This is a genomic window from Glycomyces buryatensis, assembly GCF_004912275.1.
GTDB classification, from domain to species: Bacteria; Actinomycetota; Actinomycetes; order Mycobacteriales; family Micromonosporaceae; genus Glycomyces; species Glycomyces buryatensis.
Window position 1 is genome coordinate 18,132 of the sequence record NZ_STGY01000021.1, and the last position, 23,506, is coordinate 41,637.

Here is a 23,506-nt window from a genome sequence, read left to right on the forward strand (position 1 = left end):
GCCTCTCGCGTTATACCCGTCCAACACTCTTTGGATATCAGCTGATACCTTCAGGACATGACAGCTGGTGAGAGCCCTTATACCCTTGATCAGCTGCGGGGCTTCGTAGCCGTCGCCGAGGAGGGCCACTTCGGCCGGGCGGCCGCGCGGCTGAGGATGACGCAGCCGCCTCTGAGCCGCCAGGTGCAGCGCCTGGAGCACGCCATTGGCTTTCGACTCTTCGACCGCACGGCCAGCGGGGCCGCGCTGACACCCGCGGGCCGAGTGTTCCTGGAGGAGGCCCGGCGTCTGTTCACCTTGGTCGACACCGCACCGCTGCGGGCCCAGCGGGTCGCCGCAGGCACGGCGGGGAGCATCCGGATCGGCTTCACGGCGGTCTCAGCGCTGACGGTGCTCGGACATTGGATCGCGGTGGCTGCCGCCGAACTGCCGGGAGTCGACCTGGTGTTGAGTGAGATGGTCACCCACGCGCAGCTCGACGCCCTGCTCGCCGGGGAGATCGAGGTCGGCTTGGTGCGGCAGGTCCCCCGCTCCGACGTGCTCGACTCGCGCCTGGTGTCGACCGATTCGCTGGTGCTGGCCGCGCCGCGCGACCACCTGCTCACCCGGCTCGGGCGAGCGCCTCGCCTCGCTGACATCGCCGAGCACGACGTCGTGACCTACTCACCATCCGAGGCCTGGTACTTCTACGAGCTTGTGGTCGCCGCCTTCAAGCACGCCCGCGTCAACCCGCGGTACGTGCAGCACATCAGCCAGGTCCACACCGTCGCCGCCGTCGTCAACGCCGGACTCGGCGTCGCACTGGTCCCGAGCTCCGCGGCGACGCTGCGCCTGTCGAACCTCGTCTTCCTCGACATCGACGGCATCCCTGAAGACTCCGTGGAACTGCATGCCGCCTGGCGCGTCCGCCATGGCAACCCTGCGCTCGGCAGACTCTTGGAGAAGGTCTGAGCGTCGACGCCTCCAGGGCGTGGGCGACTGAAGATGAGCCATATTCATCTTCGTATATATCTGTCGGGACGGCGGGATTCGAACCCACGACCCCCCGCTCCCAAAGCGGGTGCGCTACCAAGCTGCGCCACGTCCCGATGACCGTCCAGGAAGGCGGCCGTAGCAAGGGTACAGCAGTCGCACCAATGGCTTGCGCTGGGGATTTTGACCGTCCCGTCCCCGGGCAGGCAATTCTCCGCGGAGGACGGGTAGGGCACGAACCAGCCGCCCCCGGTGAAGCCGACGCTCGGGTCGTCGGTTGGAACGCCGGGCCCTGGCCGACCCAGTCGAGGTAATGAACTGCGTCAGGGCGATCTTCAGCGGCCAGGGTTGACCACGGGAACACTGAACGCAGTCCAGCCGGGCTAAATGGATTTATCCTTATATCCGCATATCTATGCTCTTGACTATAATGTGAGTGCGTGACTAACATGATTCTGTTATCGCTCACATATTTGATCTCGGCCGGAACGCCGAGCCGAGACTCGAGACAGCATCGGAGACGGTCATGAGAGTGACCTTCAAGGCGGCAATGGCCGTCGTACTGGGCTTCGCATTGGCGTTCGCCCCCGCCGCCCCGGCCGTGGCGAACCAGAGCGACGGGGAAGGTCAACAGTCGCAGCCGGATCTGCGCGCCAATGCCACCCTCCCGGGCCTGTTCGCCGACCCGAACCTCGTGGAGTTCGACGGCACCTACTACCTCTTCCCCACCACCGACGGCTACCCCGGCTGGAGCGGCACCCAGTACAAGGCCTTCTCCTCCCAGGACCTGGTGAACTGGACCGACCACGGCGTGATCCTGGACCTGGAGGCCGACGTCTCCTGGGCCGACAACAGCGCCTGGGCCCCGGGCATCGCCGAGAAGGACGGCAAGTACTACTTCTACTTCTCCGGCGGTCTCGCCAGCGGCAATACCAGCAAGCAACTGGGCGTGGCCGTCTCGGACTCGCCCACCGGCCCCTTCGAGGACGCCCTCGGCCACCCCCTCGTCGAGGCCGGAAGCTATGGCGGCCAGATGATCGACCCGGCCGTGTTCACCGACGACGACGGCCAGTCATACCTCTACTGGGGTCAGGGCTCGGCCCACCAGGTGCCGCTGAACGACGACATGATCTCCTTCGACGCCGAGCAGGTGCAGACCTACCAGCCGACGGACTACAACGAGGGCAGCTTCGTGGTCAAGCGCGATGAGACCTACTACTTCATGTGGTCCGAGAACGACACCCGCTCCGAGGACTACCAGGTCGCCTACGCCACCGGATCCTCCCCGACCGGCCCGTGGAGCGAACGGGTCGGGGCGATCCTGCAGAAGGACCCGAGCCAGGGCATCCTGGGCACCGGCCACCACTCGGTCCTCCAGGTGCCGGGCACCGACGAGTGGTACATCGCCTACCACCGCTTCGCCATCCCCGACGGCGACGGCACCCACCGCGAAACGATGATCGACCACCTCCAATTCAACGCCGACGGCTCGATCGAACCGGTCGTGCCGACGCTGGAGGGCGTCGACCCCATCTGACGGCAGGCGGGCCGGGCGGCCGACGCCCCTTTCCGCGCCACCGATCGATCTATCCGCGGCGCGGGCCGGCTCCGACGGCCCGCGCCACCATCCCTTGAGGAGTTTCCATGTCCCATGCATCCCTCAGCCGCCGCCGGCTGATCCAGGCCGCCGGGGCCGCCGCGGTCGTCACCGCCGGCGGAGCCGCCACCGTCGCGACCACCGGTGACGCCCGCGCGGCCGTCCCGGCGGCCCGGGCCGACATCGGCGCCCTGGCCAGCCCGTTCCAGATGGGCGAGGTCCAGCTGGGCGCCGGCCGCTGGAAGGGCAATCAGGACCGCACCCTGTCTTATCTGCGATTCGTCGACGCCGACCGGCTGCTCTACAACTTCCGCTCCAACCACGGCCTCTCCACCGGCGGTGCGCAGTCCAACGGCGGATGGGATGACCCGGCATTCCCGTTCCGCACCCACTTCCAGGGACACTTCCTCACCGCTTGGTCCTACGCCTGGGCCGTGTTGGGGGACACCGAATGTCGCGACAAGGCCGAATACTTCGTCGCAGAACTGGCCAAGTGCCAGGACAACAATGCCGCGGCCGGGTTCAACCCCGGCTACCTCTCGGGCTTCCCCGAGTCGGAGTTCGACCTGCTCGAATCGGGCTCGCTGCGCAACGGGAACGTTCCCTACTACGCCCTCCACAAGACCCTGGCCGGCCTGCTGGACGTGTGGCGCTACATGGGGAGCACCCAGGCCCGCGACGTGCTGCTGGCGTTCGCCGACTGGGTCGACTGGCGCACCGAGCGACTGGACTCGGGCCAGATGCAGTCGGTGCTGCGCACCGAGTTCGGCGGCATGAACGACGTGTTGGCCGAGCTGTATCTTCAGGACGGCGGCGAGCGGTGGCTCACGGCCGCACAGCGATTCGACCACGCCGCCGTCTTCGACCCGCTGGCGGCGGGCCGGGACGAGCTCAATGGCCTGCACGCGAACACCCAGGTGCCCAAGTGGGTCGGGGCCGCGCGGGAGTACCAGGCCACCGGCACCGCCCGCTACCTGGACATCGCGACGAACGCCTGGCACTTCGTCGTCGACGCCCACACCTACGCCATCGGCGGCAACAGCCAGGCCGAGCACTTCCGCGCGCCCGACGCCATCGCCGGGTACCTCGCCGACGACACCTGCGAGGGCTGCAACACCTACAACATGCTGCGGCTGACCCGTGAACTGTGGACGATCGACCCGGACCCGGCATACTTCGACTTCTACGAGCAGGCGCTGCTGGGCCACATGATCGGCTGGCAGAACCCGGCCGACGAGCACGGGCACATCACCTACTTCACCCCGCTCAATCCCGGCGGCCGCCGCGGCGTCGGACCGGCGTGGGGCGGCGGCACCTGGAGCACGGACTACAACTCGTTCTGGTGCTGCCAGGGCACGGGCCTGGAGACCCACATGAAGCTGATGGACTCCATCTACGCCCACGACGAGGGCGGCCTGTACGTGAACCTGTTCGCCCCTTCCACTCTGACCTGGTCCGAACAGGACGTCACCGTCACCCAGACCACCGACTACCCGGTGGCCGACACGACCACGCTCACCGTCTCCGGAGGCGCCGGGCAGACCTGGGCCATGCGCGTCCGCATCCCGGCGTGGACCGAGGGCGCGACCGTCAGCGTCAATGGCGAGGACCAGGACATCGCCGTCGAGCCCGGCTCCTACGCGACCGTCGAGCGGGCCTGGGCCGACGGGGACGCCGTCACCGTCACCCTGCCGATGGGCATCGCCGTGCGCGCGGCCAATGACGACGCGAACGTCTCGGCGGTCGTCTATGGACCGGTGGTCCTCTCCGGGGACTACGGCGACGCCGAACCGGCGACCCTGCCCACCCTGGAGGCCGACACGATCGAGCGCACCGGCGAGGACGCACTGGAGTTCACCGCCACCGCGGACGGCTCCGAGGTGCGTCTCGCGCCGTTCTACGACGCCCACGGCCACAACTACACCGTGTACTGGAACGCCCCCGGAGCGAGCGGCACCCCGTAGGCGACGGCGACCACTCGAATCGGGTATCGAGTGAGCTCCGCGGCCCCCGAGGTTCAGTCGCTGGGCCGCGGAGCAGTTCATGTCAGACCCCAGTGGCACGGTTTTTGAACCGGGGGCCCAAAATTTTGATTAGTTCTTCTCGGGTTTGGCTATGAGCCTGCGGGCCTGCTCCTCGATCCACGGGCACCATTCATCGCCGTTCCAGGCGCCGCGCCATCTGGCCGACTCGCCGGGCTTGTTCGAGAAGGTACAGACCTCGTTAAGGCCGTTGCCGTCATCGCAGTCGACGCGATAGCGGTTCGGAGCCGGGTGGCCGCTGATCTTGAAGAGGGTGAAGGCGGCCGGGCCTCGTTTGAACGACCCCATGCGGCGCTCCCCGCCGGGCGGAAGGTCGAAGGCGGTCTTAGCCATTACAAACCCTCACCACCCCAGGAGCATCGGGGCCGCCGCGGTGGTGGCCGTTGTAGAAGACCTGGAACGCCGCCTTCTCGGCCCACGTCTTCCAGGCCTTCTGGCAGGATCGCCAGCCCTCACCCCAGGTGGCGTGCAGGTGCTCAGTGCCCAGGCCCGAGACGATCAGGACGATGTCCGCGCGGTTCCCCTCCACGTAGACCTGGAACGATTCCGGCGCATCGACACTGGAGGCCCGGACGTTGAAACGCGTTCGGCCGTCTGAGAATCGGCCACGCTCCAACAGGTCGGAGCCGGGTCCGCCTGTCGGGATCGGTCTGCTCATCGTATTACCTCCACTTCAGACACCATCAGGATTCCAATGGTTCGCGATGTCTCCAACCTAAAGGCAGCGCAAGCCCCTGACCAGCATCTTTACTTGCCGGGTATTCCATCCAAGCCTTTGAGGACCACAACGTCATTGACGAAAATTGAGGCACTAATGCGGAATGACGTGCACTGACAGATGAATGCGAATCGGCAACGCAGTGTCATCATGGGAGGACCGTACGGTGCAAGCACTTCGATGGAGAGGCAGCACAAGATGGCGCAATCGCACCTCGCAAAGTGGTTCCCCGGCAGGGTGGAGCACTACTACCGGGAACAGAAGCGGGGCTACTCGCAGAGGCAGGTCGGGGCCTTCATGGCGGTGAACTACCAGACCGTGGGGCGGTGGGAGCAGGGCAAGAAGTGCCCCACGGTCGGAGAGGTCCTGGCGCTGGCCAAGTTCCTCAAGATCCCCCAAGAGCTGAGCGACTACATGGAGGAGATCGCCCGCAACGAATCCAGGAAGAACTTCCAGAGCGACCGTCGGTTCAACGCACTCTGCCTTCAGTTCGCCGAGATGTACAACGGCCTGATCCACAAGTGGGAACCGCTCTTCATCCCCGGCATCGCCCAGACCAAGGCCTACCACTTCAACATCGTGGGAGAGGCCGAAGGCACCACCGATGAACAGCTCAACCGAGGCTGGCTGTTCAAGGTAGAGCGATATAACGCCCTGTTGGCCCGGACCGACAACCAGAAGGTGGTGCTCCTCATCAGCGAGACCGCCCTGCGAAACCTGCGGTTCCTCAGCGAGGCCGACCGCACCGAGCAGCTCGAACGCCTGCGCTATCTCGACTCGCTTCCCAACTGGGAGATCAGGATCGTCTCCGCGCTGCACCCGGAAGGCGGGGGCGCGTTCTCGATCTACCGCGCCGACGGGGCCGACTTCGGCGGCCCGGCATTCGTGTACACGGAGGTGTGGGACGACAGCTGGTGCATCGAGGAGACCGACCGCATCGCGCGTTACGATGACCTCTGGAGAATCCTCCTGGGGAAATCGATCACGCTGAAGGAGTACCTCGATGACCGACGTGACGGCTTGGCGCAAGAGCACCCGTAGCGGCAGCGACAACAACTCCGATTGCGTCGAGTTGCGTCGAGCCTGGCGCAAGAGCACCCGTAGCGGCAGCGACAACAACTCCAGCTGCGTCGAACTCGCCGCCTGCAACGACTCTGACGGCATCCACGTGCGGGATTCCAAGCTGGGCAACGACTCCCCGATCTTCGACCTCGCCGCCGCCGACCTCATCGGTCTCCTGCGAGCCGCGCGCGCCTAGCGAAATCCTATAGGGTTCGGTGGCAACGGCATTACCGCGGGGCGTCCCGCCTGGCCGCAGTGACGTCTCCGCCGATGTCGTCGGTGGCCGCCACGGATAGCAGGGCCTCCATCAACTGCGGGAACCGGTTGTCGAGGTCGGTGCGGCGCAGTTGAACGAAGCAGCGGGTGCCTTCCTGGCGGGTCCGGGTGACTCCCGCGTCGCGCAGGACTTTCAGGTGGTGGCTCAAGGTGGATTTGGCCACTGGTGCCCGAAGTTCCCCCCAGCCGCGCTCCTGGCCGTCCGCCAGTAGCCGGACGAGCCCGAGCCGGATCGGGTCGCTGAGCGCGGCCAGCACGCGGGTGAGCATGATGTCGCTCGGGTCGGGATGCTGCGGATCTCTCATACTCCTCATGTTACCTTCGTTCGATAATCGACAAACATCGAACATTGGGGTTGCCGTGCCCGCATCAGAACCGACGAACCGTCACTTCGCCGACCAGGTCGTGATCGTGACCGGAGCAGGATCAGGAATCGGACGCGCCACCGCGGCCGCGTTCGCCGACGCGGGTGCTCACGTTCTGGGGGTCGGCCGCCGGCCGGACGCCCTCGCGTCAAGCGCCGCACAGCATCCCGCCATCGCGTCGTTCCCCATCGATGTCACTCAGAACGACGCCCCCGAGGCGATTGTCCAAACCGCCCTCGACCGGTGGGGCCGCATCGACGTCCTGGTCAACAATGCCGGGGTGTTCGCCGCGATGCCACTGGCTCAGGCCACGGCGACCGGCATCGCCCACCTGCTGGCCGTCAACGTCGTCGCGCCCAGCCTGCTGGCGAGCGCGGCGCTACCGCATCTGAAAGCCTCCCGCGGAGCGATCGTCAACGTCTCCAGCACCTTCGGACACCGGCCGGCGGCCGGTGCCGGTCACTACGGCGCGTCCAAGGCCGCCCTCGAACAGCTGACTCGCAGTTGGGCGCTGGAACTGGCGTCCGACGGCATCCGGGTCAACGCAGTGGCACCCGGGCCGACCGAAAGCGAAGCCCTGATCGCCGCCGGCCTCCCGGACACGGTCATCGACCAGATCAAAACCGGCGAGGCAGCACGCATCCCGCTCGGCCGCCGCGGTGACCCCACTGAGGTCGCCGCATGGATCCAGAAGCTCGCGGGCGCACACACCGCCTGGCTCACCGGACAGGTCCTCACCATCGACGGCGGACTCGAACTGACCTGACGGCTCAACTTCACCGACAAGCGCCCGCCGAGGGGCACTGATCGAGGTGCCGCCGCAGGATACGGAGGCGGGCCTCGGTCCTCAGGGAGGGTGGGTATCGGGCATGAAGCCCCGGCCTGAGCTACCGGCCGGGGCCTCATACTCAGCCCCCAGGGAGCGTGGCGATCACGCGACGGCGGTTCCCTCCAGCTCGACCATCTGGCCGGGGATCGCCAGCCGTGTCACCCCGAGCATCGTGGTGGTCGGTGCCACCCCGGCGGCGCCCAGCCGCGAAGCGAGCACGCCATAGTTCGGGAACAGCAGGTCGACGTCGGTGGTGTAGACATTGAGCCGCACCAGGTTCGCGAGAGACATCCCGGCCTCACTGAGCACCGCCTCCAGGTTGTCGAGGCTCAGCGCCAACTGCGCGGCCATGTCACCGTCGTACTGGGGCTTGCCGTCGCCGTCCATTGCGGTCTGTCCGGAGCAGTACAGGGTCCGGGTGTGCCCCGAGACGATCTCGCCCTGGTTGAATCCCATCTCCACCGACCACGTCACCGGGTTGACTGCCGTTCGTTCCATCGCCACATCGGCTCCATTCGATTCATCGAGACGTACGTCCAGCGGCTCGGTTGCCACCGTCTTTGACGCCCTGTTGACAAGCCTCCCAACAAATCACGACATCCTGTGTCAGGTATTCCTGTAGAGTTTTCGCATGCGCGCCGACCGGTTGGTATCCCTGGTCCTACTGCTGCGCCAGCACGGCCGGCTGTCCGCGACCGCGCTGGCCCGCGAGCTGGAGGTCTCCACCCGCACGGTGCTGCGCGACATCGAAGCCCTTTCCGCGGCGGGCGTTCCGGTTTACGCAGAGCGCGGTCGGCACGGCGGTTTTGCGCTGCTGCCCGGTTTCCGGACCGAGCTCACCGGGCTGAACCACGACGAGGCCATTGCCTTGCTGACCGCCGGATCGGGGCGCGACGAACAGGTTTTCGGTCTCGGCTCGGCGCTCGCCTCGGCCATGCGCAAGGTGGTCGACGCGCTGCCCGAAAGCCATCGGTCCAGCGCGAGCGACGCGGCCGGGCGATTGCTCGTCGAGCCGGAGACCGACCTGCTCTCACGTCGGCTGGCGATTGAGGAGGTACCCGACGCCACCATGGTCGAGGTCCGACGCGCGGTGCTGGCCGGACACCGGCTGCGCATCCACTACGCGGCCACGGACCAGAGTCCGCGGTGGCGCACGGTGGACCCGATCGGCCTGGTCACCGTGCGCGATCGGATCTACCTGCTGGCCACGAGATCCGGGGCGGACCGCACCTACCGGCTGTCGCGGATATTGGCCGCCGAGGAGCTCCCCGAACCGGCGCAGCGACAGAACCGGGTCGATCTGGACCGGATCTGGCAGGAGCGCTGCGCGCAGTTCCTGTCCGAAGGCCATCTCACCGTGCTGGTACGGGTGAACCCGGAGCAGCGGGAAGAACTCCTGAACTCCGCAGTGGCCGTCCGTGCCGAAGCATCCGACGCGGACGGCCGGCTGCGGCTGGAGGTGACCTTCCAGGATGCACGACATGCCGAATGGGCGTTGTGGCAGCTCGGCACGAACGCGGAAGCCCTTGCCCCGCAGTCGTTGCGGACCGCCCTGTACGACCGCGCCACCGCGATGGCCGCCCGGTACGGAGACTCGTCCTGATCGGACGTTCAGGGTCCCGGAGTCGAGTCGTCGGTGGGGACCGCGCGGGTGAGCATGTTCGCCTCGCGCAATCGCCCGTCCGCGGTGAATCGGCCGAAGAAGTAGACCTCGGTGGAGACGTTCTTGCCGCGCTGCGAGGCGTGGAGCGTGTATCGGGCGGCGATCCGGTCGCCGTCGGCGATGGCCTCGTGCACTTCCACCCGAAGGGTGGGCCGGTTCTTTCGGACCGGGCGCGTGTGATCGATGAGCTTCTGCCGGTCGATGCGGTGCCCATCGGCAAACTCGACGACGTCCGCGGTGTGGTACCGGTCGACGATTGCGGCCGGCTCCTCGTCGCTGCTCAGCAGTTCTTCGGTGAAGGAGATGTAGAAGTCGGCGATGAACCGCTCGGGGTCGGTGCCGTCGAACGTCCTCATTGGATCAGTCCTTTCCATCAGAGAAGAGGGCGGCGTGATCGCGCGCCCAGTCCAGGTAGGAGCGGGCGGGGCGACCGAGGATGCGTTCGACTTCGCCGGTGACCGTGGCCGGTTGGCCCTCAAGGGCGGCGTAGCGGGCGATGAACGACGCCGTCAATGCCGCCGGCAGTCCAATCGCGGCGAACTGCTCGACCAATTCGAGCAGCGGCTGTTCCCGGTAGCGCAACGGCCTGCCGGTCGCCTCGGCGAGGGCCTCGACCATGGCGGTGTGGCTGATCGCCTCTGGCCCGGTCAGGACGGGCTTCGTGCCGAGGAGATCGTCGTCCACGAGCGCGCGGGCGGCCACCTCGGCGACGTCCCCAGGGTCGATCGCGGCCTCGGTAAAGTCGGGATAGGGCCACACCACCTCGTCGCCGCGGGCCAGCTGCCCGCCCCACAGCGGCAGCGCCATATTGGCGTAAACGTCCGGGCGCAGGCTCACCCATTCCAGGCCGCTCGCTTCGGCCGCGGCCTCACATTCCCGATTGCGGTCGCCGAAAAACCGGGACGGCTGCAACGCCAGGTCATGCTCGACGTTGTAGGCGGCCAGCGCGACCAGGCGGCGGACCCCGCTTCGCTTCGCCAGGTCCGCGAACTCGCCGACCGCGTCGCCGATCGCCCGCGAGTTGAGGAACACGGCCTCCACGCCTTCGAGGGCGGCGGCAACGGTGTCCGGCCGCTTCGGGTTCCCGCCGACGATGTCGACGGGTTGGGGAAACTTCGCGCCGGCGGGATCTCGGGTGAGGGCGCGGACGTCCGCTCCCCGAGCGACGAGCGCGGCCACCAGCGCTCGTCCGACGGTCCCGGTGGCACCGGTTACGAGAATCAAGAGTCTTCGCTCCAATCATGGTGCTGCCCAAGGAGATTCCTTCGACTTCCCCAAGCCTGCCGCCGGCTCGGGACGAAATCATCGGCCCGACGTCGGCAGTCGCCGATACCCCCGAGGGGTTCGTTTCAGGGCGGGGTACGACGCAGGGCGTATGGATTGGCCCGCTTCACCAGGCCATTACCGCGGTCCAGGTCGACCACGCCGATTCCCCATGGAGACAAGGGTGTGCGGTATTGCCCAGTTGTTGTATTTTGAAGCCATGATGTTCAACGAAACGAGTACTTCGGGTTCATGACGCGGTCCGGCGGGCGCAGTGCGCTCAATTCCGACCTCGTTCCCCTTCACCAGCGCATTCGCGCACTCCACCTTCTGTACCCCGACGAACCGATTCCGGATGATGCCGTCACGGCGCTCCGCGAGGACGCATCGGAGCCTCGGCCTGGCGCAGGGGTTCCGGTGGAAGATCAAAACTCCAACGGACGCAGCGATATCAAAGCCGCCACACGGTCCAGTAGGGATAACAGGGCGGCACTGCACGACATGGTGCGGGCGTCCGCTTCCGGCAATCCTGACGATCTCGAACTTCTCAGTGAATGGTTGCGCGGTCTGCAACCTCACTGGAGCTTGAAGGTCGATCCGGCGGAGCACGATCTCGGGCTGGATCCCGACGAAATGCGGACCATCGCCCTTCATCTCCTGCGCAACGGTGTCACCGGGCTTGAAGTCGAAAACGGGCTCGGGCTCATGGCACCGGTCGTCCAGGACGAGGACGTCGAAATGCTTCGCGAGATCGCATTGCTGCAAGGCGACTTCGGGTACCGCGTCACCGTGGCGCTGCGGGGTGTGGCGAACTCTGCGGCGACGCTCTATTGGTTGGCGTCGCGAAGCCTGGGAGGCGACCAGCGAACCTACACCGATCCGCTCGGCAGTGTTTCCGGCGAGGCCATCGATGCCTTGCTGGACACCCTGTCGGCGGCGGAAGTGGTCGCCCTCCTCCGAATGACGAGTCTCCGGCCCCATACCCCGCAGTGGCTCAAGAGAAACCAGCGAATCGCCGCAATTCTGGCCGCCGCTTCGGCGGATGCCGAACTGTTCGGTGAACTGCCCGACTCCCTGGTCGCGGTGGTACAGCTTCGGGACGATCTCCTGTACGGCCACAGCGCGTTCCTGGGTTTCACGCCGGATCAGCGGGCGGCGGTCACGGGAAATCTGCGCGCGATGCTGCTCGCGCCCGACGCCATGGCGACCGTCCAAGCGGCAATGGAAGCGGATCCGGCGGATAGCACGCTGATCTGGCTCTTTCGGCGGATCACCCAGTGCCGACGCGAAAGCGACGATTTCCCGCCCGGGCTCGCGATCCGCTACTCCACCACCGTGCCCGGCGGCTACGAGGGCGTCCACGCGCACCTGCTCGCGGACGGCGTTCCGCTGGTGAAACGCATGTTCGACAGCGGCTTCCCGGACAACTTCGCTATGAAGGGACTCCGGGCGGAGCCGGAACTGCATGCCGTTCGACTTGCGACGGCGGAATGCGACGCGGACTGCTGCGGGGTCCTGCTCGCCGATATCCGCCGCGACTCGAAGGCGGGACGCGTGGAGTGGAAGGTCGAACATACCCACCGGAACAAGGAATTGGCAGAACGGTTCAGTTTCGACGCCGGCGCCTACGATGCCGAGGTCGCCCGCGCCGATGCGGACTATTCGTGGGAGTGGCCCGCCCTGCGGGCCGCGCGGCTTTTGAAGGATCGGCTGCGGGCCGAACCGGAGCTGTTGAGCCGCTGGGATTGCCATTTCTACTGGTCGAACTCCTGGAATCGTGACCGGTCCACGATGCGGCTGACCGTGAGCTATCCCGAACCTCCTGATTTCAAGTCCGGGCGGCCCTGGCTCCAATTCGCGTACTCGGCCGAGATTCCGGATGCCGCCGAGGTGGACGACGCGGCTATCAATTCACTTGTGGACGGCATCGCCGATCTCTTCCGGACCACCGATCCGAAGTCGGTCTCCCGGATCTGCGGCGGCACGCAGGCGAGCGCCGAGGCCCTGGGCATTCCCTGGAATCCCCCGGACTGGTGAGATTCGGCAGCGGCGGTTCGGCCTCCCGGGCCGCCGCTGCCGACCTACGACATCACGTTGCCGGGCAGGTGCCTCTCCACAATCGACGCGGCCGCCGCAGTCGGAACCGCTCCGTAGTTCAAGCCCCGCTCCGGTCCCAGCCGCGCGGCGCAGAAGGCGTCCGCAATTTCATTGGGCGAGTGGCGGATGAGCAGCGCCGCCTGGAGGGCCAGCGCCAGGTCCTCGGTCAGCCTTCGGGCGTTCGCCTGGTCCACCCCGCCCTTGATCAGCTGCTTGAGCCGCTTGACATGGGCGCCCAGCCGCGCGTCCTCGCCCTCGTCCTCGATTTCCTCGAAGAAGGCCTCCGCGGCCTCCGGGGCGGTCGCCAGCGCTCGCAGCACATCGAGGCAAATGACGTTCCCCGATCCCTCCCATATGGACATGAGCGGCTGCTCCCGGTACCGCCTCGCCAGCGGCGCCTCCTCGATGTATCCATTGCCTCCCAGGCATTCCAGGGCCTCGGCGGCGTGGGCCGGGCCGCGTTTGCAGACCCAGTACTTGGCCACGGCGGTCGCAAGGCGCCGGAACGGGGCGTCGGCCGGGGTCTCGTAGGCGGAGGCCAGGCGCATCATCGTGGCCGTGGCGGCCTCGAATTCGACGCACAGGTCGGCGAGGACCTGCGTCATGAGCGGCTGGTCGATCAGGCGCTTGCCGAACGCATTGCGGTGTGCGGCATGCCAGGTGGCCTCGGCGACGCTCTGGCGCATCCCGGCTGCGGTGGCGATGACGCAATCAAGACGGGTGTGGTTGACCATTTCGATGATGGTGGCCACGCCGCGTCCCTCCTCGCCGACGAGGTGGGCGACGGCGTCGTGGAGTTCGATCTCGGCGGAGGCATTGGAGCGGTTGCCGAGCTTGTCCTTCAAGCGCTGCAAGCGGATCGCATTGCGGGTGCCGTCGGGTAGGACTCTTGGGAGCAGGAAGCAGGAGAGGCCGCCGGGTGCCTGGGCGAGGACGAGGAACGCGTCGTTCATCGGTGCCGAGCAGAACCATTTGTGGCCGCGGAGGCGGTAGGTGCCGTCGGCCGAGGGCATGGCCGCGGTCGTATTGGCCCGCACGTCGGAGCCGCCCTGCTTCTCGGTCATGGCCATGCCGACGAGCACGCCGGCCTTCTCCCGGGGCGGCCGCAGGCCCGGGTCGTACACGTTGGCGGTGATGCGCGGTTCCCACTCGGCCGCCAGGTCCGGGCTCGCGCGCAGGGCCGGGACGGCGGCGTAGGTCATCGAGATCGGGCAGCAGTGGCCCGGTTCGGTCTGGGCGAGCATCGAGAGCAGGACCGCGCGGGCGGAGTGCGCGCCCGGTTTCGGTTCGGCCCAAGGCATGGCGTGCGCGCCGGATTCCACGGCGAGCTTCATGAAGCGGTGCCAGGACGGGTGGAAGTCGACCTCGTCGACGCGGTTTCCGTAGCGGTCGTGGGTGCGCAGCACCGGCGAGTACTGGTGGGCCTCCTCGGCCCAGCGCGCGGCGTCCGCGCCGGCCAGGACGCCTCCGAGTTCGCGGGCTCGCTCGGCGATCCAGCCGGCGCCGGACCATTCGGCGGCCTCGCGCAGCGGCGTGTTCGCGTCGAAGAGGTTCCGGTCCACCAGGGGCGGCGGCTGGTTGGTGACGGCGTGGGTCTCGGCGGAACCGGTCATCGCGCTCCTTTGCTCGACGGATCCCAAATCGTAGACCCCCTGGCGGGTGCGGGGAAAGATCGTCGCGGTGGTGGCAGCGCCCACGCCGCGGCCGCTCTCGCGGGGCGGGGCGCCCGGGCGGTCCTACGATGCGAGCAACACCCACTGCCGTCACATTAAGGGAACAGCATGATCGCCAATCCCGTCTTCCGCTACCGCATGCTCACGCTCGCCGAAGGCTGGTCCTTCGTGCTGCTGCTGGTGTTCGGATCGCTCCTCAGCCGCGTCTCCAGCATCGACCTGGTCGAGCAGCTCGGCATGCTGCACGGCGTTCTGTTCGTGCTGCTGGTGGTCGCCACCCTCTTCATTCGCCGCCGCCTCGCCTGGGGATTCGGGACGACGCTGCTCGCCCTGGTGTGCGCAGTGGTGCCGTTGGCGCCCTTCGTGTTCCACCGCTACAAGCGCGAGCAGTTCCGCGCCGCCGAGCAGGCCGCGGCGCCCGCCGAAGCCTAGGGCGGACGCCGCTTCTCCTCAGACGAGGAAAATCAGTCCGGCCGCGATCAGGACGTCCAGGACTCCGCACGCCTCGGCATAGGAGCGCGAGACGACCCGGTCGAGCCGGTGATGGACGATGTCCCATGCCCCGTGGGCGAGCCAGGCCGCGGCGATCACATACCGGGCCAGGTCCGCGTCCACGGTAAAGGCCACCAGCGCGAGCGCGCCGAAGCCGAGCATGCCCAGTGCCTGGAGGCGGAACATGCCGTCCCTGAGCAGGCGCCGGTCGATCGCGCCCCATACGAGCGCCGCCAGGGCGAGGACCGCGAAGACCAGCGACGGGCGGACCAGTCCGATGATCTGGAGCGCGGTCATGACGGCCGACAGGGCGAACACCACCGGCCACGACAGGCGGCGCCGCCCCAGCGCCGCAATGAGCAGGTACTCCAGTGACAGCAGCGGGATGAGCTCGGCGAGGCTGGACTGGGTCTCGGCGCTCACGCCGCTCCCCAGGACCAGGAAGGCCGCGACGAGGGCGAGGCCGGTGGGCCAGCGCCGCAGGATCCAGCGGAACCACCCGGTGCGATCGGGTCGGGATTCGATGGCGCTCATGGCTACCTGCCCCCGTATTCGCCGCGGCGGCGCAGCATCGCCAGGAACATGAGGGCGAACATCGCGACGTGCTCGACGAGCATGGCCGCGTCGCCGTCCATCGCGCCGAGCCGCAGGGGCACGATCACGATGAGGGCCGGGGCGATCATCACGGCGGCCATCTCGAGGGTGCCGGCCCAGGCGTGGCCGCGGATGCGCATCCAGACGACCATGCCGAGCGCCATGTCGACGGCCATTTCCAGCAGGGCCAGTTCGGGGTGGGTGGCCATGCCGAATTCGATGTCGGCCAGGGCCAGGACGCCGCGCAGGGCGCCGCCGATGACGAACATGCCGACGAGCATGGCGACGGCCATCTCGAGGTAGTGCAGGGCGAAGCGCCGCTTGCTTGGGGCGCCGTGGTGGTGGTGGTCGTTGGCGGGTTCGGTGCGCGGTGGCGAAGGGTGCATTGAGGGCTCCTCGGTTTCGGGCCGGTGTGCTTGTCACCTCCCAATCTCGCAGGGGCGAGGAGTCCCTGGTAGTGACGGATTCCAATGCGCTTGAGTGGATCCGTCACGGGTCTGTATGACAAATGTCAGGTGGCGCGGTGAAGTCCGCGGCGGAGACGGTCCAGGCCTTCCTGGAGCACCGGCAGCGGTTTGCAGAAGGTGAAGCGGACCTCGGGCCGGGGCGCGTCGGGGTCGGCGTAGAAGGCCTGGTTCGGGATGGCGACGACGCCGCAGCGTTCGGGCAGGTCCAGGCAGAACTCCATGCCGTCCTTCGCGCCGAAGGGTGCGGCGCTGGTGGTCACGAAGTAGGTGCCCTGGGGCTCGGTCACGGTGAAGCCGAGGTCGGCGAGCCCGGCGACGAGGAAGTCGCGCCTTTCCCGGTATCCGGCGACGTAGTCCCGGTAGTAGTCGTCGCCGGTGTTCAGCGCCTCGGTGATGGCGTATTGGAACGGCGTGCCGGAGGCGAAGGACAGGAACTGCTTGACGGCCTTGACGCGGGCGATGAGGTCGGCGGGGCCGCTGGCCCATCCGATCTTCCAGCCGGTGACGGAGAAGGTCTTCCCGGCCGAGCTGATGGTGACGGTGCGGTCCCACATGCCCGGGAAGGACGCGAGCGGGCGGTGCCGGTGGTCGTCGAAGACGAGGTGTTCGTAGACCTCGTCGGTGACGACGATCAGGTCGCGTTCGACCGCGAGTTCGGCGATGGCGGCGAGTTCGGTCTCCTCCAGGACGGTCCCGGTGGGGTTGTGCGGGGAGTTGATGAGGAGCACGCGGGTGCGGGGGCCGACCGCCGCGCGGAGGCGTTCGGCGTCGAGCCGGTATGCGGGGGCCTCCAGCCTGACGGGGACCAGCGTCGCCCCGGCCATGGCGGCGCAGGCCTTGTAGGCGTCGTAGTACGGCTCGAGCGCGATGACCTCGTCACCGGGGCCGGCCAGGGCCAGCATCGCGGCCGCGGTGGCCTCGGAGGCCCCGGCGGTCACGACGATGCCGTCCTCTGTGTCGGGCTCCAGTCCGTAGAAGCGGCGCTGGTGGTCGGCGATCGCTTGGCGCAGTTGGGGAATGCCGGCCAAGGGCGGGTACTGGTTGTGGCCGTCGCGCATTGCGAGGGCCGCGGCCTCGATGATGTGGTCGGGGCCGGATTCGTCGGGGAAGCCCTGCCCCAGGTTGATCGCGTTGTGGCGCATGGCGAGCGCCGACATCTGCGTGAAGACGGTGGTGCGGGCCTGGCCGGGTGCGTTCATAGGTCCCGATCCTCCCATGAAGGGCGGCGCGGTGCACCGCACACGGTGCACCGCCGCTTCAGACGGCCGGGAGGAAGACCCGCATGGCGGTGCCGCCGCGCTGGGCCCAGCGGTGGTACGGGGAGAGCCGGACCTCGCGCCAGTCGGGTTCGGCCGGGATGGGCCGGGTCGAGCGGTACGGCGGATGGCCATGGGCGGTCCGTTCGGGAGGCGCCGGGGAGAGCCTGACGGTGGCGCCGTCTCCCTCCGGGCGCGGCTCGGTGTCCGGGTCGATCCGGATGTCCTCCAGGGACCAGCCGTCGGGAAGGTCGATGGCCTCGGCGCACAGCACCCGCGGCCCGCGCTCGACCGCCACGCATCCACGCTGGGCGTCGATGCGCTCGTCGGGCCAGGTCAAGCGCGGCTGGACCGGAAGGGTCAGCATCAGCTCGTCGCCTGCTTTGAAGACACGGCGGACCTCGGCCCAACCCGGTTGCGCGCGTTCCGTTTCGGTGCCGTCGGTGAGTTCGGCGCCATCGGCCCAGTGCGGGACCCGCAGGCGCAAACCGACTTCGCCGCCGGGCGCCTCGATGATGTGGAGGCGGATGGTGCCCTCGTGCGGATAGGCGGTGTCGATGCGCAGGGCCAAGTGGCCGCCCGCGACCGCGACCCGCAACTCCCCCGCCGCGTATTGCAGCAGCGAGACCGTCTTTTCCTCGACCGAGGCCGCGTAGGCCTGCCAGGAGGCGAGGGTGCGCGCCAGGTTCGTCGGGCAGCACGACACGTCGAACCAGGGGGCGCGCACGCCGCCCTCGGCGCGCGGGTTGACCTCCCCGGGGCGCACGTCGGCCGCGGCCTCTCGCTGATGCAAGGGGTTGGCGTAGAAGAAGGTCCGCCCGTCCTCGCTCGGCGAGGTGGCGATGACATTGTGGAAGGTGCGTTCCATCAGGTCGGCGTAGCGGACCTCGCCGGTGGCGAGATAGAGCCGCCAGGACACCATGTTCGAGGCGATCCCGGCGCACGTCTCGCAGTAGGCGCGGTCGGGCGGCAGCTCCCAGTCCTCGCCGAAGCCCTCGTCCTGGTGGCGCGAGCCCATCCCGCCGGTCAGGTACGTGCGGCGTTGGACCGTGCGGCTCCACTGGCGGGCGACGGCGTCCAGCAGTTCGCCGTCGCCGGTGTCGACGGCGACGTCGGCCGCCCCGGCCGCCAGGTACAGCGCGCGCACCGCGTGCCCCCGCCAAACCTCGGCCTCGCGCACCGGCTGGTCGTCCTGGAAGTACGTGGCGTCAAGCAGCGCAATGGGTTTGAGCCTGCCGTGGCCGCGCCGCTCCACGAACAGGCGGGCCTGCTCGGTATAGCGGGGCTCGCCGAGCGCGCGGCCCAGCTCGGCCAGGCCGACCTCGATCTCGGCGTGCCCGCACAAGCCCTGGCGGCCCTCAGAGCCGAACTTGCGGCACACGTGGTCGGCGGCCCGGCGGGCCACCTCGACGAGCTTGTCCTCGCCGACGGTGCGAACCCGCGCGACCGCGGCCTGGAGCAGGTGCCCGATGCAGTACAGCTCGTGCCCCGACTCCAGGTCCGAGTAGCGATCCGCCTGGCCCGCATGGCCGTAGCAGGTACCCAGGTACCCGTCCTCGTCCTGCGCGGCGGCGATCCGGTCGACCAGGTCCTCCAGGGTCTGGTTCGCCCACCCGTCACCCGTGCGGCCGTACTCCCAGGCCAGGGCCTCGATCAGCTTGTAGATCTCCGAGTCGGAGAACTGCCAGCCGGGGCGCTCCCCGCCGGTGTCCTCGTCGGCCACCCGGTCGAAGTTGGCGATCCAGCCCAGCTTCTCCATCCACTCCAGACAGTGTTGGAGCGTCGCGTCGGTATTCCTCCGCTGGAGCCGGTTCCAGAAGCCGTCGTGCAGGCGCAGTTCGTCAAGTCCGAGGCCGCGCCGGGCGCCGGCGGGGGCGACCGGGACGGGGCGGGTCGAGGCGTTCGCTTCCACGTATCAGTCCTTCACGGCGCCGGCGGTCACGCCCGCTGCCACATAACGCTGGGCGACGACCAGCAGGATCGCCGCGGGGAGGGAGGCCACCACGGCGGTCGCCATGATGGCGTTCCACTGCGTGGTGTTATTGCCGATGTACTGATAGATGCCGAGGGTGATCGGGATGAACTCGCCGGAGCGGTTGAGCGTCGAGGCGAAGATGAAGTCCGACCACGCCCACAGGAACGCGAAGAGCGACACCGTGAGCGTGGAGTTGCGGCTCACCGGGAGCACCACCTGGGTGAAGGTGCGCCAGGCCCCGGCGCCGTCCATGCGGGCGGCATGGATGAGCTCGCGCGGGATGCCCATCATGAACGTCGAGTACAGCAGGACGCCGAAGGGCACGGCGATCGTGGAGTCCGCGACGATCAGGCCCCACACCGTGTTGAGGAGGCCGAGCCGCACGTAGATCGCGTAGAAGCCCATCGCCATGACCACGGCGGGGACCATCTGGGCGACCAGCAGCAGGAAGTTCAGCGACCGCCCGCCGCGCAGGTTGAGGATCGCCAACGCGTAGCCGGCCGGGGCGGCGATCACCACTGTCAGTGCGATGCAACCGAGTCCGATGAGGAGGCTGGTGCCGAGCGACGGCAGCTGGTCGGCGAGCGCCGCGGTGTACCCGTCGAAGGTCGGGGCGGAGGGGAACCAGCTGGGGTCGGAGCGGCGCAGGTCGCCCGCGTCGGTCAGCGAGACGTTCACCATCCAGTACACCGGGAACAGCATGAACGCGGTGAGGACGATGCCGATGGCGGTCTTCCACCAGGGGCGGCGGCGGGTCATGACTTGTCCCCGTTCCGTTGCAGGCGCAAGTGGACGAATCCGAACACGAGCGCGATGACGATGAGCAGGTTGCCGATCGCGGCGGCGGGCGAGAAGTCCGGCTGGCCGGTGCCGAAGGCCTCCCGGTAGGACCACACCGACAGCGTCAGCGAGGCGTCGCCGGGTCCGCCGGTGGTCATGACCCAGATGACGTCGACGACCTTGAGCGTGTAGATGAACCCGAGCAGCAGCGTGATCCCGGAGACCGAGCGCAGCAGCGGGAAGGTGATGCGCCAGAACCGCTGCCAGGGCGTGACGCCGTCCAGGGCGGCGGCCTCGTAGACCTCGCTGGGGATGTTCTGGAGTCCGGCGTAGAGGATCACCAGGTTGAACGGGATGCCCAGCCAGATATTGGCGATGATGACGGCCGTCAGGGCGGTGTCCGGGGAGGTGAGCCAGTTGATCTGGCTGCCGCCGAACGCCTCCAGGACGGAGTTGATGATGCCGTGGTCGGAGTTGAGCATCCACGCCCAGGTCGAGGACGAGACGATGAGCGGCAGCAGCCACGGCACCAGGAACAGTGCGCGCAGCACTCCCGAGAGGCGGAAGCTGGAGTGGAAGAACACCGCCAGGGCGAGCCCGATCCCGTACTGGAACGCGATCGACACCAGCGTGAACACGGCGGTGTTGAGCAGGGCCGTCGGGAACGAGTCGGCGGTGAACACCTCGACGAACTTGTCGAACCCGACGAACTCGGCGTTGCCCTGGACGAACGCGCGGACGTTGTAGTCGTGGACGCTCAGGTCGATATTGCGCCACAGCGGATAGGCGTAGAACACCAGCAGATAGGCGAGGAGCGGCGCGGCGAAGCCGAACGCGGTCCAGCGCCGCGCCGCGTGCGCCACCCGGCGGCGGCGCCGCGGGCGGGCGGGTGCGGCGGACGAGGAGTCCGCCGCACTGCCGCCGGACGCACGCTCGGACACCGTGGCCGAAGTCGTGGTCATGAGGTTCTGGCTCCGTACTACTCGGTGGCCGCTGCGGCGTCGGCCTGTGCCTGGGCGAGCGCGTCGGCCGGGCTCGCCGAGCCCGACAGCGCGTTCTGGATGGCGGTCCACAGCGCCTCGGAGATCACCGGGTAGTCGGTGCCGAGGTTGTCGCTGGTGCGGCCCTTGGCGGCGCGGACGGCGTCGACCCACGGCTGGAGCTCGGGTTCGGCCTCCAGCAGCGCGTCCTGGCCCTCAACGGTCGGGGGCACGTAGTAGGCGAAGGTCGTGGCGGTCTCGACGAAGCCCTCGGGGGTCGTCATGCACTCCACGATCTGACGCGAGGTGTCGTACCGGTCGGTGTCGGTCTGGACCGGAGCGAGGATGAACTCGCCGCCAGTCGGGGCCGGGGCGACGCCGCCGTTCTGGCCGGGCAGTTGGATGACGCCGGTGCCGAAGCCGGCCTCGGCGGCGCTGTTGACCTGCCAGGTGCCGTTGACGGCGAAGGCGAACTCGCCGGTGAGGAACTCCTCCCAGGTGGTGTTCTGGGAGTTGGTGATCACCGAGTTGGGCGCGTAGCCCTCGTCCAGCCAGCCCTTCCACAGGCCGAGTGCGGCCTCGGCTTCGGGCGAGTCGAGCTGGGTGAGGTCGGCGCCGGCGCCCCAGAACCAGGGCAGGAACTGGAAGGAGCCCTCTTCGGTTCCGGTGGCGGCGAAGGTGATCCCCTTGTCGCCGTTATCGGTAACCTTCGCCAGGGCGTCCGTGAGGGAGGCCCAGTCGGTGACCGAGGCCGGGTCGACGCCGGCGGCTTCGAGGATGTCGGCGTTGTAGTAGATGGCGAGGGTGTTGGCGCCGATCGGGATCCCGTAGGTCTCCCCGTCCAGGACGCCGGCGGCCAGCAGGTTCTCGTCCACACCGGACACGTCGAGTCCGAGCTCGTCCACGGTGGAGAGCATGCCGGTCTCGGCGAGGGTCGAGACGGCCGGGTTGTCGGCCAGGATGATGTCGGGGCTGGTGCCCTCCTGGGCGGCCAGGAGCGCCTGGTTGGTCAGCGCGGTGGTGTCGGTGGCGGTGCGTTCGATGGTCACGCCGGCCTCCTCGCCGCAGGCGGCGACGCGCTCGGCCCACTCGGAGCCTTCCTCGTGCTGGGGGTAGGGGTCCCACCAGGTGAAGGTGTCGGAGTCACCACCGCTGTCGCCGCCCGAGGAGCAGGCGGCGGCCAGAACGAGAGCCCCGGCGGCGACCCCGGCCAGGGCCGAGCGGGTCAGGTATCGGGATCTTGAGTGTTGCATCTTGTTCCTCCTTGAACAATGGCCTCGGTCGGCGAGGGGCCGGCCGAGGGTCGGGCGGTTTCAGTGCCGGTTCGGGGGCGGGGCGGTCGAGCCCCGGTCCACGAGTTCTGGTGAGACGAACCGGACGACGTACGGTTCGCCTTCGGGGGCTTGGTGTTCGATGCGGCGCACGAGTTGGCGCACGGCCATGCGGCCGAGTCGGTCCGGGGCGCTCTCGATCGAGGAGAACGGGAGCGAGAAGGTCCGGGCGAACTCGTCGGAGTATCGGCCCAGGACGGAGAGGTCGCCCGGGGCGGACAACCGGCGCTCGTGCAGGACGGTGGGCAGGGCCGCGGCGGCGGCCTCGTTGTTGAGCAGCAGGCCGGTCGCGCCGGGGCGGGAGTCGAGCAGGGCGTGCAGTTCGCGGCCGATCTCGGGCTGCGCGGACGAGCCGTGGACGGCGTGCAGGGTGATGCCGCGGTTCCTGGCGGTCTCCAGGGCGGCGTTCTGCAGTCGCCAGACGTAGGCGCCGCCGCGCTCGATGACGTGCTCGGGCTGGGAGACCAGGATCAGTTCGCGGTGGCCGAGTCGGTCGAGGTGCTCGACCATGGCGCGGCCGGCCTCCTCGAAGTCGAGGTCGAAGACGTCGACGCCGGTGCAGTCGGCGGGCAGTCCCACCAGGGCGCCGGGCTGGGGCGCGGCGCGCAGGATCGGGAGGCGGTCGTCGTTCTCGGCGACGTTGAGCAGGACGACGCCGTCGACCATACGGGAGTCGGTGATGCGCTTGAGCGCTCCGGGCCCGTCGGGGTCCGAGGCCAGCAGGATGTCGTAGCCGGCGTCGCGGGCGGTATTGGCCACGCCCTGGATGTACTGGAGCATGGCCGGGGCGAATTCGTCGGGCAGGAACTGGGCCAGCAGCCCGATGACCTTGGACTGGGAGGTCGCGAGCGCCCGGGCCCCGGCATTGGGGGTGTATCCGAGCTCGGCGGCGACGCGGCGAACCCGGTCGCGGACCTCGTCGGAGACGGAGCGCTTGCCGCTCAACGCATAGGACGCGGTCGAGCGCGCTACCCCGGCGGCACGGGCGACGTCCCCGATATTGACCACGGCGGTCTCCTTCCTCGGCCTGGCGAAACTGCCCTGCGAATCGGCCCGATGCGTCGAACCGGTTCG

At 68.3% G+C, this 23,506-nt stretch carries 22 protein-coding genes, 1 tRNA gene and 2 pseudogenes; 9 read left to right on the plus strand and 16 right to left on the minus strand.

From position 1 onward, the window contains the following. Positions 1-57: 57 nt before the first annotated feature. Positions 58-951 carry a LysR family transcriptional regulator gene (locus FAB82_RS05065; RefSeq protein ID WP_136533459.1) on the plus strand — a complete coding sequence of 298 codons (894 nt, stop codon included), beginning with the start codon at positions 58-60 and terminating at the stop codon, positions 949-951. A gap of 63 nt (positions 952-1,014) precedes the next feature. Here FAB82_RS05065 and FAB82_RS05070 read toward each other — a convergent pair. Continuing rightward, positions 1,015-1,088 (minus strand) — tRNA-Pro (locus FAB82_RS05070). 548 nt (positions 1,089-1,636) lie between these two features. On the opposite strand from FAB82_RS05070, the pseudogene FAB82_RS05075 reads away from it, so the two are divergent. Beyond that, positions 1,637-2,509 (plus strand): annotated as a pseudogene (locus tag FAB82_RS05075) (family 43 glycosylhydrolase); the annotation flags it as partial. A gap of 107 nt (positions 2,510-2,616) precedes the next feature. Further along, positions 2,617-4,524 (plus strand): annotated as a pseudogene (locus tag FAB82_RS05080) (glycoside hydrolase family 127 protein); the annotation flags it as partial. A 138-nt stretch (positions 4,525-4,662) separates the two neighbouring features. Here the strand turns inward: FAB82_RS05080 and FAB82_RS05085 are convergent. Together FAB82_RS05085 and FAB82_RS05090 are read right to left on the minus strand one after the other, a co-directional pair. Further along, on the minus strand, positions 4,663-4,944 hold the full coding sequence (locus tag FAB82_RS05085) for a hypothetical protein (RefSeq protein WP_136533462.1): 282 nt from the start codon (positions 4,942-4,944) through the stop codon (positions 4,663-4,665). Continuing rightward, on the minus strand, positions 4,937-5,269 hold the full coding sequence (locus FAB82_RS05090) for a hypothetical protein (RefSeq protein ID WP_136533463.1): 333 nt from the start codon (positions 5,267-5,269) through the stop codon (positions 4,937-4,939). The genes FAB82_RS05085 and FAB82_RS05090 overlap by 8 nt, the downstream gene beginning before the upstream one ends. A 258-nt stretch (positions 5,270-5,527) precedes the next feature. Between FAB82_RS05090 and FAB82_RS05095 the strand changes: the two genes are divergently transcribed. Next, positions 5,528-6,370 carry a Scr1 family TA system antitoxin-like transcriptional regulator gene (locus tag FAB82_RS05095; RefSeq protein ID WP_168801424.1) on the plus strand — a complete coding sequence of 281 codons (843 nt, stop codon included), beginning with the start codon at positions 5,528-5,530 and terminating at the stop codon, positions 6,368-6,370. Next, on the plus strand, positions 6,333-6,587 hold the full coding sequence (locus FAB82_RS05100) for a DUF397 domain-containing protein (protein ID WP_136533465.1): 255 nt from the start codon (positions 6,333-6,335) through the stop codon (positions 6,585-6,587). Before FAB82_RS05095 ends, FAB82_RS05100 begins: the two co-directional genes overlap by 38 nt. Positions 6,588-6,618: 31 nt before the next feature. Here FAB82_RS05100 and FAB82_RS05105 read toward each other — a convergent pair whose 3' ends face one another. Then, positions 6,619-6,981, minus strand: a complete 363-nt coding sequence (locus tag FAB82_RS05105) for an ArsR/SmtB family transcription factor (RefSeq protein ID WP_136533466.1) — start codon at positions 6,979-6,981, stop codon at positions 6,619-6,621. Between the two features lie 46 nt (positions 6,982-7,027). Between FAB82_RS05105 and FAB82_RS05110 the strand changes: the two genes are divergently transcribed. Further along, the gene (locus FAB82_RS05110) at positions 7,028-7,798 is read left to right on the plus strand and encodes an SDR family NAD(P)-dependent oxidoreductase (protein ID WP_211116382.1); all 771 of its coding nucleotides are present in this window, start codon (positions 7,028-7,030) and stop codon (positions 7,796-7,798) included. A gap of 165 nt (positions 7,799-7,963) precedes the next feature. On the opposite strand, the gene FAB82_RS05115 is transcribed toward FAB82_RS05110, so the two are convergent. After that, positions 7,964-8,359: a RidA family protein gene (locus tag FAB82_RS05115; RefSeq protein ID WP_136533468.1), complete on the minus strand. Its 396-nt coding sequence runs from the start codon at positions 8,357-8,359 to the stop codon at positions 7,964-7,966. Between the two features lie 133 nt (positions 8,360-8,492). Here FAB82_RS05115 and FAB82_RS05120 point away from each other — a divergent pair, with 133 nt between their 5' ends. Beyond that, positions 8,493-9,464, plus strand: coding sequence for a helix-turn-helix transcriptional regulator (locus tag FAB82_RS05120; protein ID WP_136533469.1), 972 nt, complete (start codon positions 8,493-8,495; stop codon positions 9,462-9,464). Positions 9,465-9,472: 8 nt separating this feature from the next. Here the strand turns inward: FAB82_RS05120 and FAB82_RS05125 are convergent, their stop codons facing one another. Further along, positions 9,473-9,880, minus strand: coding sequence for a nuclear transport factor 2 family protein (locus FAB82_RS05125; protein WP_136533470.1), 408 nt, complete (start codon positions 9,878-9,880; stop codon positions 9,473-9,475). A gap of 4 nt (positions 9,881-9,884) precedes the next feature. Beyond that, positions 9,885-10,748: an NAD(P)H-binding protein gene (locus FAB82_RS05130; protein WP_136533471.1), complete on the minus strand. Its 864-nt coding sequence runs from the start codon at positions 10,746-10,748 to the stop codon at positions 9,885-9,887. A 291-nt stretch (positions 10,749-11,039) separates the two neighbouring features. On the opposite strand from FAB82_RS05130, the gene FAB82_RS05135 reads away from it, so the two are divergent. Then, on the plus strand, positions 11,040-12,824 hold the full coding sequence (locus FAB82_RS05135; RefSeq protein ID WP_136533472.1) for a hypothetical protein: 1,785 nt from the start codon (positions 11,040-11,042) through the stop codon (positions 12,822-12,824). Between the two features lie 44 nt (positions 12,825-12,868). On the opposite strand, the gene FAB82_RS05140 is transcribed toward FAB82_RS05135, so the two are convergent. After that, positions 12,869-14,497, minus strand: a complete 1,629-nt coding sequence (locus tag FAB82_RS05140) for an acyl-CoA dehydrogenase family protein (protein WP_136533473.1) — start codon at positions 14,495-14,497, stop codon at positions 12,869-12,871. A 168-nt stretch (positions 14,498-14,665) separates the two neighbouring features. Here FAB82_RS05140 and FAB82_RS05145 point away from each other — a divergent pair, with 168 nt between their 5' ends. Further along, a complete protein-coding gene (locus tag FAB82_RS05145) occupies positions 14,666-14,989 on the plus strand; it encodes a DUF3817 domain-containing protein (protein ID WP_136533474.1) in 324 nt (107 codons plus the stop codon). An 18-nt stretch (positions 14,990-15,007) separates the two neighbouring features. Here the strand turns inward: FAB82_RS05145 and FAB82_RS05150 are convergent, their stop codons facing one another. The 8 genes from FAB82_RS05150 to FAB82_RS05185 all read right to left on the minus strand — a co-directional run bounded on the left by FAB82_RS05150 (position 15,008) and on the right by FAB82_RS05185 (position 23,440). Then, on the minus strand, positions 15,008-15,583 hold the full coding sequence (locus tag FAB82_RS05150) for a hypothetical protein (protein ID WP_136533475.1): 576 nt from the start codon (positions 15,581-15,583) through the stop codon (positions 15,008-15,010). Between the two features lie 2 nt (positions 15,584-15,585). After that, positions 15,586-16,029: a hypothetical protein gene (locus FAB82_RS05155; protein WP_211116383.1), complete on the minus strand. Its 444-nt coding sequence runs from the start codon at positions 16,027-16,029 to the stop codon at positions 15,586-15,588. Between the two features lie 125 nt (positions 16,030-16,154). Further along, a complete protein-coding gene (locus FAB82_RS05160) occupies positions 16,155-17,309 on the minus strand; it encodes a pyridoxal phosphate-dependent aminotransferase (RefSeq protein ID WP_246039449.1) in 1,155 nt (384 codons plus the stop codon). Between the two features lie 58 nt (positions 17,310-17,367). Continuing rightward, complete coding sequence (locus tag FAB82_RS05165; RefSeq protein WP_136533477.1) at positions 17,368-19,278, minus strand: glycoside hydrolase family 127 protein; 1,911 nt, start codon at positions 19,276-19,278, stop codon at positions 17,368-17,370. Positions 19,279-19,281: 3 nt separating this feature from the next. Further along, on the minus strand, positions 19,282-20,100 hold the full coding sequence (locus tag FAB82_RS05170; protein ID WP_136533478.1) for a carbohydrate ABC transporter permease: 819 nt from the start codon (positions 20,098-20,100) through the stop codon (positions 19,282-19,284). After that, the gene (locus tag FAB82_RS05175; RefSeq protein WP_136533479.1) at positions 20,097-21,083 is read right to left on the minus strand and encodes a carbohydrate ABC transporter permease; all 987 of its coding nucleotides are present in this window, start codon (positions 21,081-21,083) and stop codon (positions 20,097-20,099) included. The genes FAB82_RS05170 and FAB82_RS05175 overlap by 4 nt, the downstream gene beginning before the upstream one ends. A 17-nt stretch (positions 21,084-21,100) precedes the next feature. Continuing rightward, positions 21,101-22,354, minus strand: coding sequence for a sugar ABC transporter substrate-binding protein (locus FAB82_RS05180; protein ID WP_136533480.1), 1,254 nt, complete (start codon positions 22,352-22,354; stop codon positions 21,101-21,103). Positions 22,355-22,414: 60 nt separating this feature from the next. Continuing rightward, complete coding sequence (locus FAB82_RS05185; protein WP_136533481.1) at positions 22,415-23,440, minus strand: LacI family DNA-binding transcriptional regulator; 1,026 nt, start codon at positions 23,438-23,440, stop codon at positions 22,415-22,417. Between the last annotated feature and the right edge of the window lie 66 nt (positions 23,441-23,506).

Excerpts from the sequence above, each read along its gene's own strand:
- FAB82_RS05065 (WP_136533459.1), top strand. The coding sequence starts at position 58 with ATGACAGCTGGTGAGAGCCCTTATACCCTTGATCAGCTGCGGGGCTTC.
- FAB82_RS05085 (WP_136533462.1), bottom strand. The coding sequence starts at position 4,944 with ATGGCTAAGACCGCCTTCGACCTTCCGCCCGGCGGGGAGCGCCGCATG.
- FAB82_RS05090 (WP_136533463.1), bottom strand. The coding sequence starts at position 5,269 with ATGAGCAGACCGATCCCGACAGGCGGACCCGGCTCCGACCTGTTGGAG.
- FAB82_RS05095 (WP_168801424.1), top strand. The coding sequence starts at position 5,528 with ATGGCGCAATCGCACCTCGCAAAGTGGTTCCCCGGCAGGGTGGAGCAC.
- FAB82_RS05100 (WP_136533465.1), top strand. The coding sequence starts at position 6,333 with ATGACCGACGTGACGGCTTGGCGCAAGAGCACCCGTAGCGGCAGCGAC.
- FAB82_RS05105 (WP_136533466.1), bottom strand. The coding sequence starts at position 6,981 with ATGAGGAGTATGAGAGATCCGCAGCATCCCGACCCGAGCGACATCATG.
- FAB82_RS05115 (WP_136533468.1), bottom strand. The coding sequence starts at position 8,359 with ATGGAACGAACGGCAGTCAACCCGGTGACGTGGTCGGTGGAGATGGGA.
- FAB82_RS05120 (WP_136533469.1), top strand. The coding sequence starts at position 8,493 with ATGCGCGCCGACCGGTTGGTATCCCTGGTCCTACTGCTGCGCCAGCAC.
- FAB82_RS05125 (WP_136533470.1), bottom strand. The coding sequence starts at position 9,880 with ATGAGGACGTTCGACGGCACCGACCCCGAGCGGTTCATCGCCGACTTC.
- FAB82_RS05135 (WP_136533472.1), top strand. The coding sequence starts at position 11,040 with ATGACGCGGTCCGGCGGGCGCAGTGCGCTCAATTCCGACCTCGTTCCC.
- FAB82_RS05140 (WP_136533473.1), bottom strand. The coding sequence starts at position 14,497 with ATGACCGGTTCCGCCGAGACCCACGCCGTCACCAACCAGCCGCCGCCC.
- FAB82_RS05145 (WP_136533474.1), top strand. The coding sequence starts at position 14,666 with ATGATCGCCAATCCCGTCTTCCGCTACCGCATGCTCACGCTCGCCGAA.
- FAB82_RS05150 (WP_136533475.1), bottom strand. The coding sequence starts at position 15,583 with ATGAGCGCCATCGAATCCCGACCCGATCGCACCGGGTGGTTCCGCTGG.
- FAB82_RS05155 (WP_211116383.1), bottom strand. The coding sequence starts at position 16,029 with ATGCACCCTTCGCCACCGCGCACCGAACCCGCCAACGACCACCACCAC.
- FAB82_RS05160 (WP_246039449.1), bottom strand. The coding sequence starts at position 17,309 with ATGAACGCACCCGGCCAGGCCCGCACCACCGTCTTCACGCAGATGTCG.
- FAB82_RS05170 (WP_136533478.1), bottom strand. The coding sequence starts at position 20,100 with ATGACCCGCCGCCGCCCCTGGTGGAAGACCGCCATCGGCATCGTCCTC.
- FAB82_RS05175 (WP_136533479.1), bottom strand. The coding sequence starts at position 21,083 with ATGACCACGACTTCGGCCACGGTGTCCGAGCGTGCGTCCGGCGGCAGT.
- FAB82_RS05180 (WP_136533480.1), bottom strand. The coding sequence starts at position 22,354 with ATGCAACACTCAAGATCCCGATACCTGACCCGCTCGGCCCTGGCCGGG.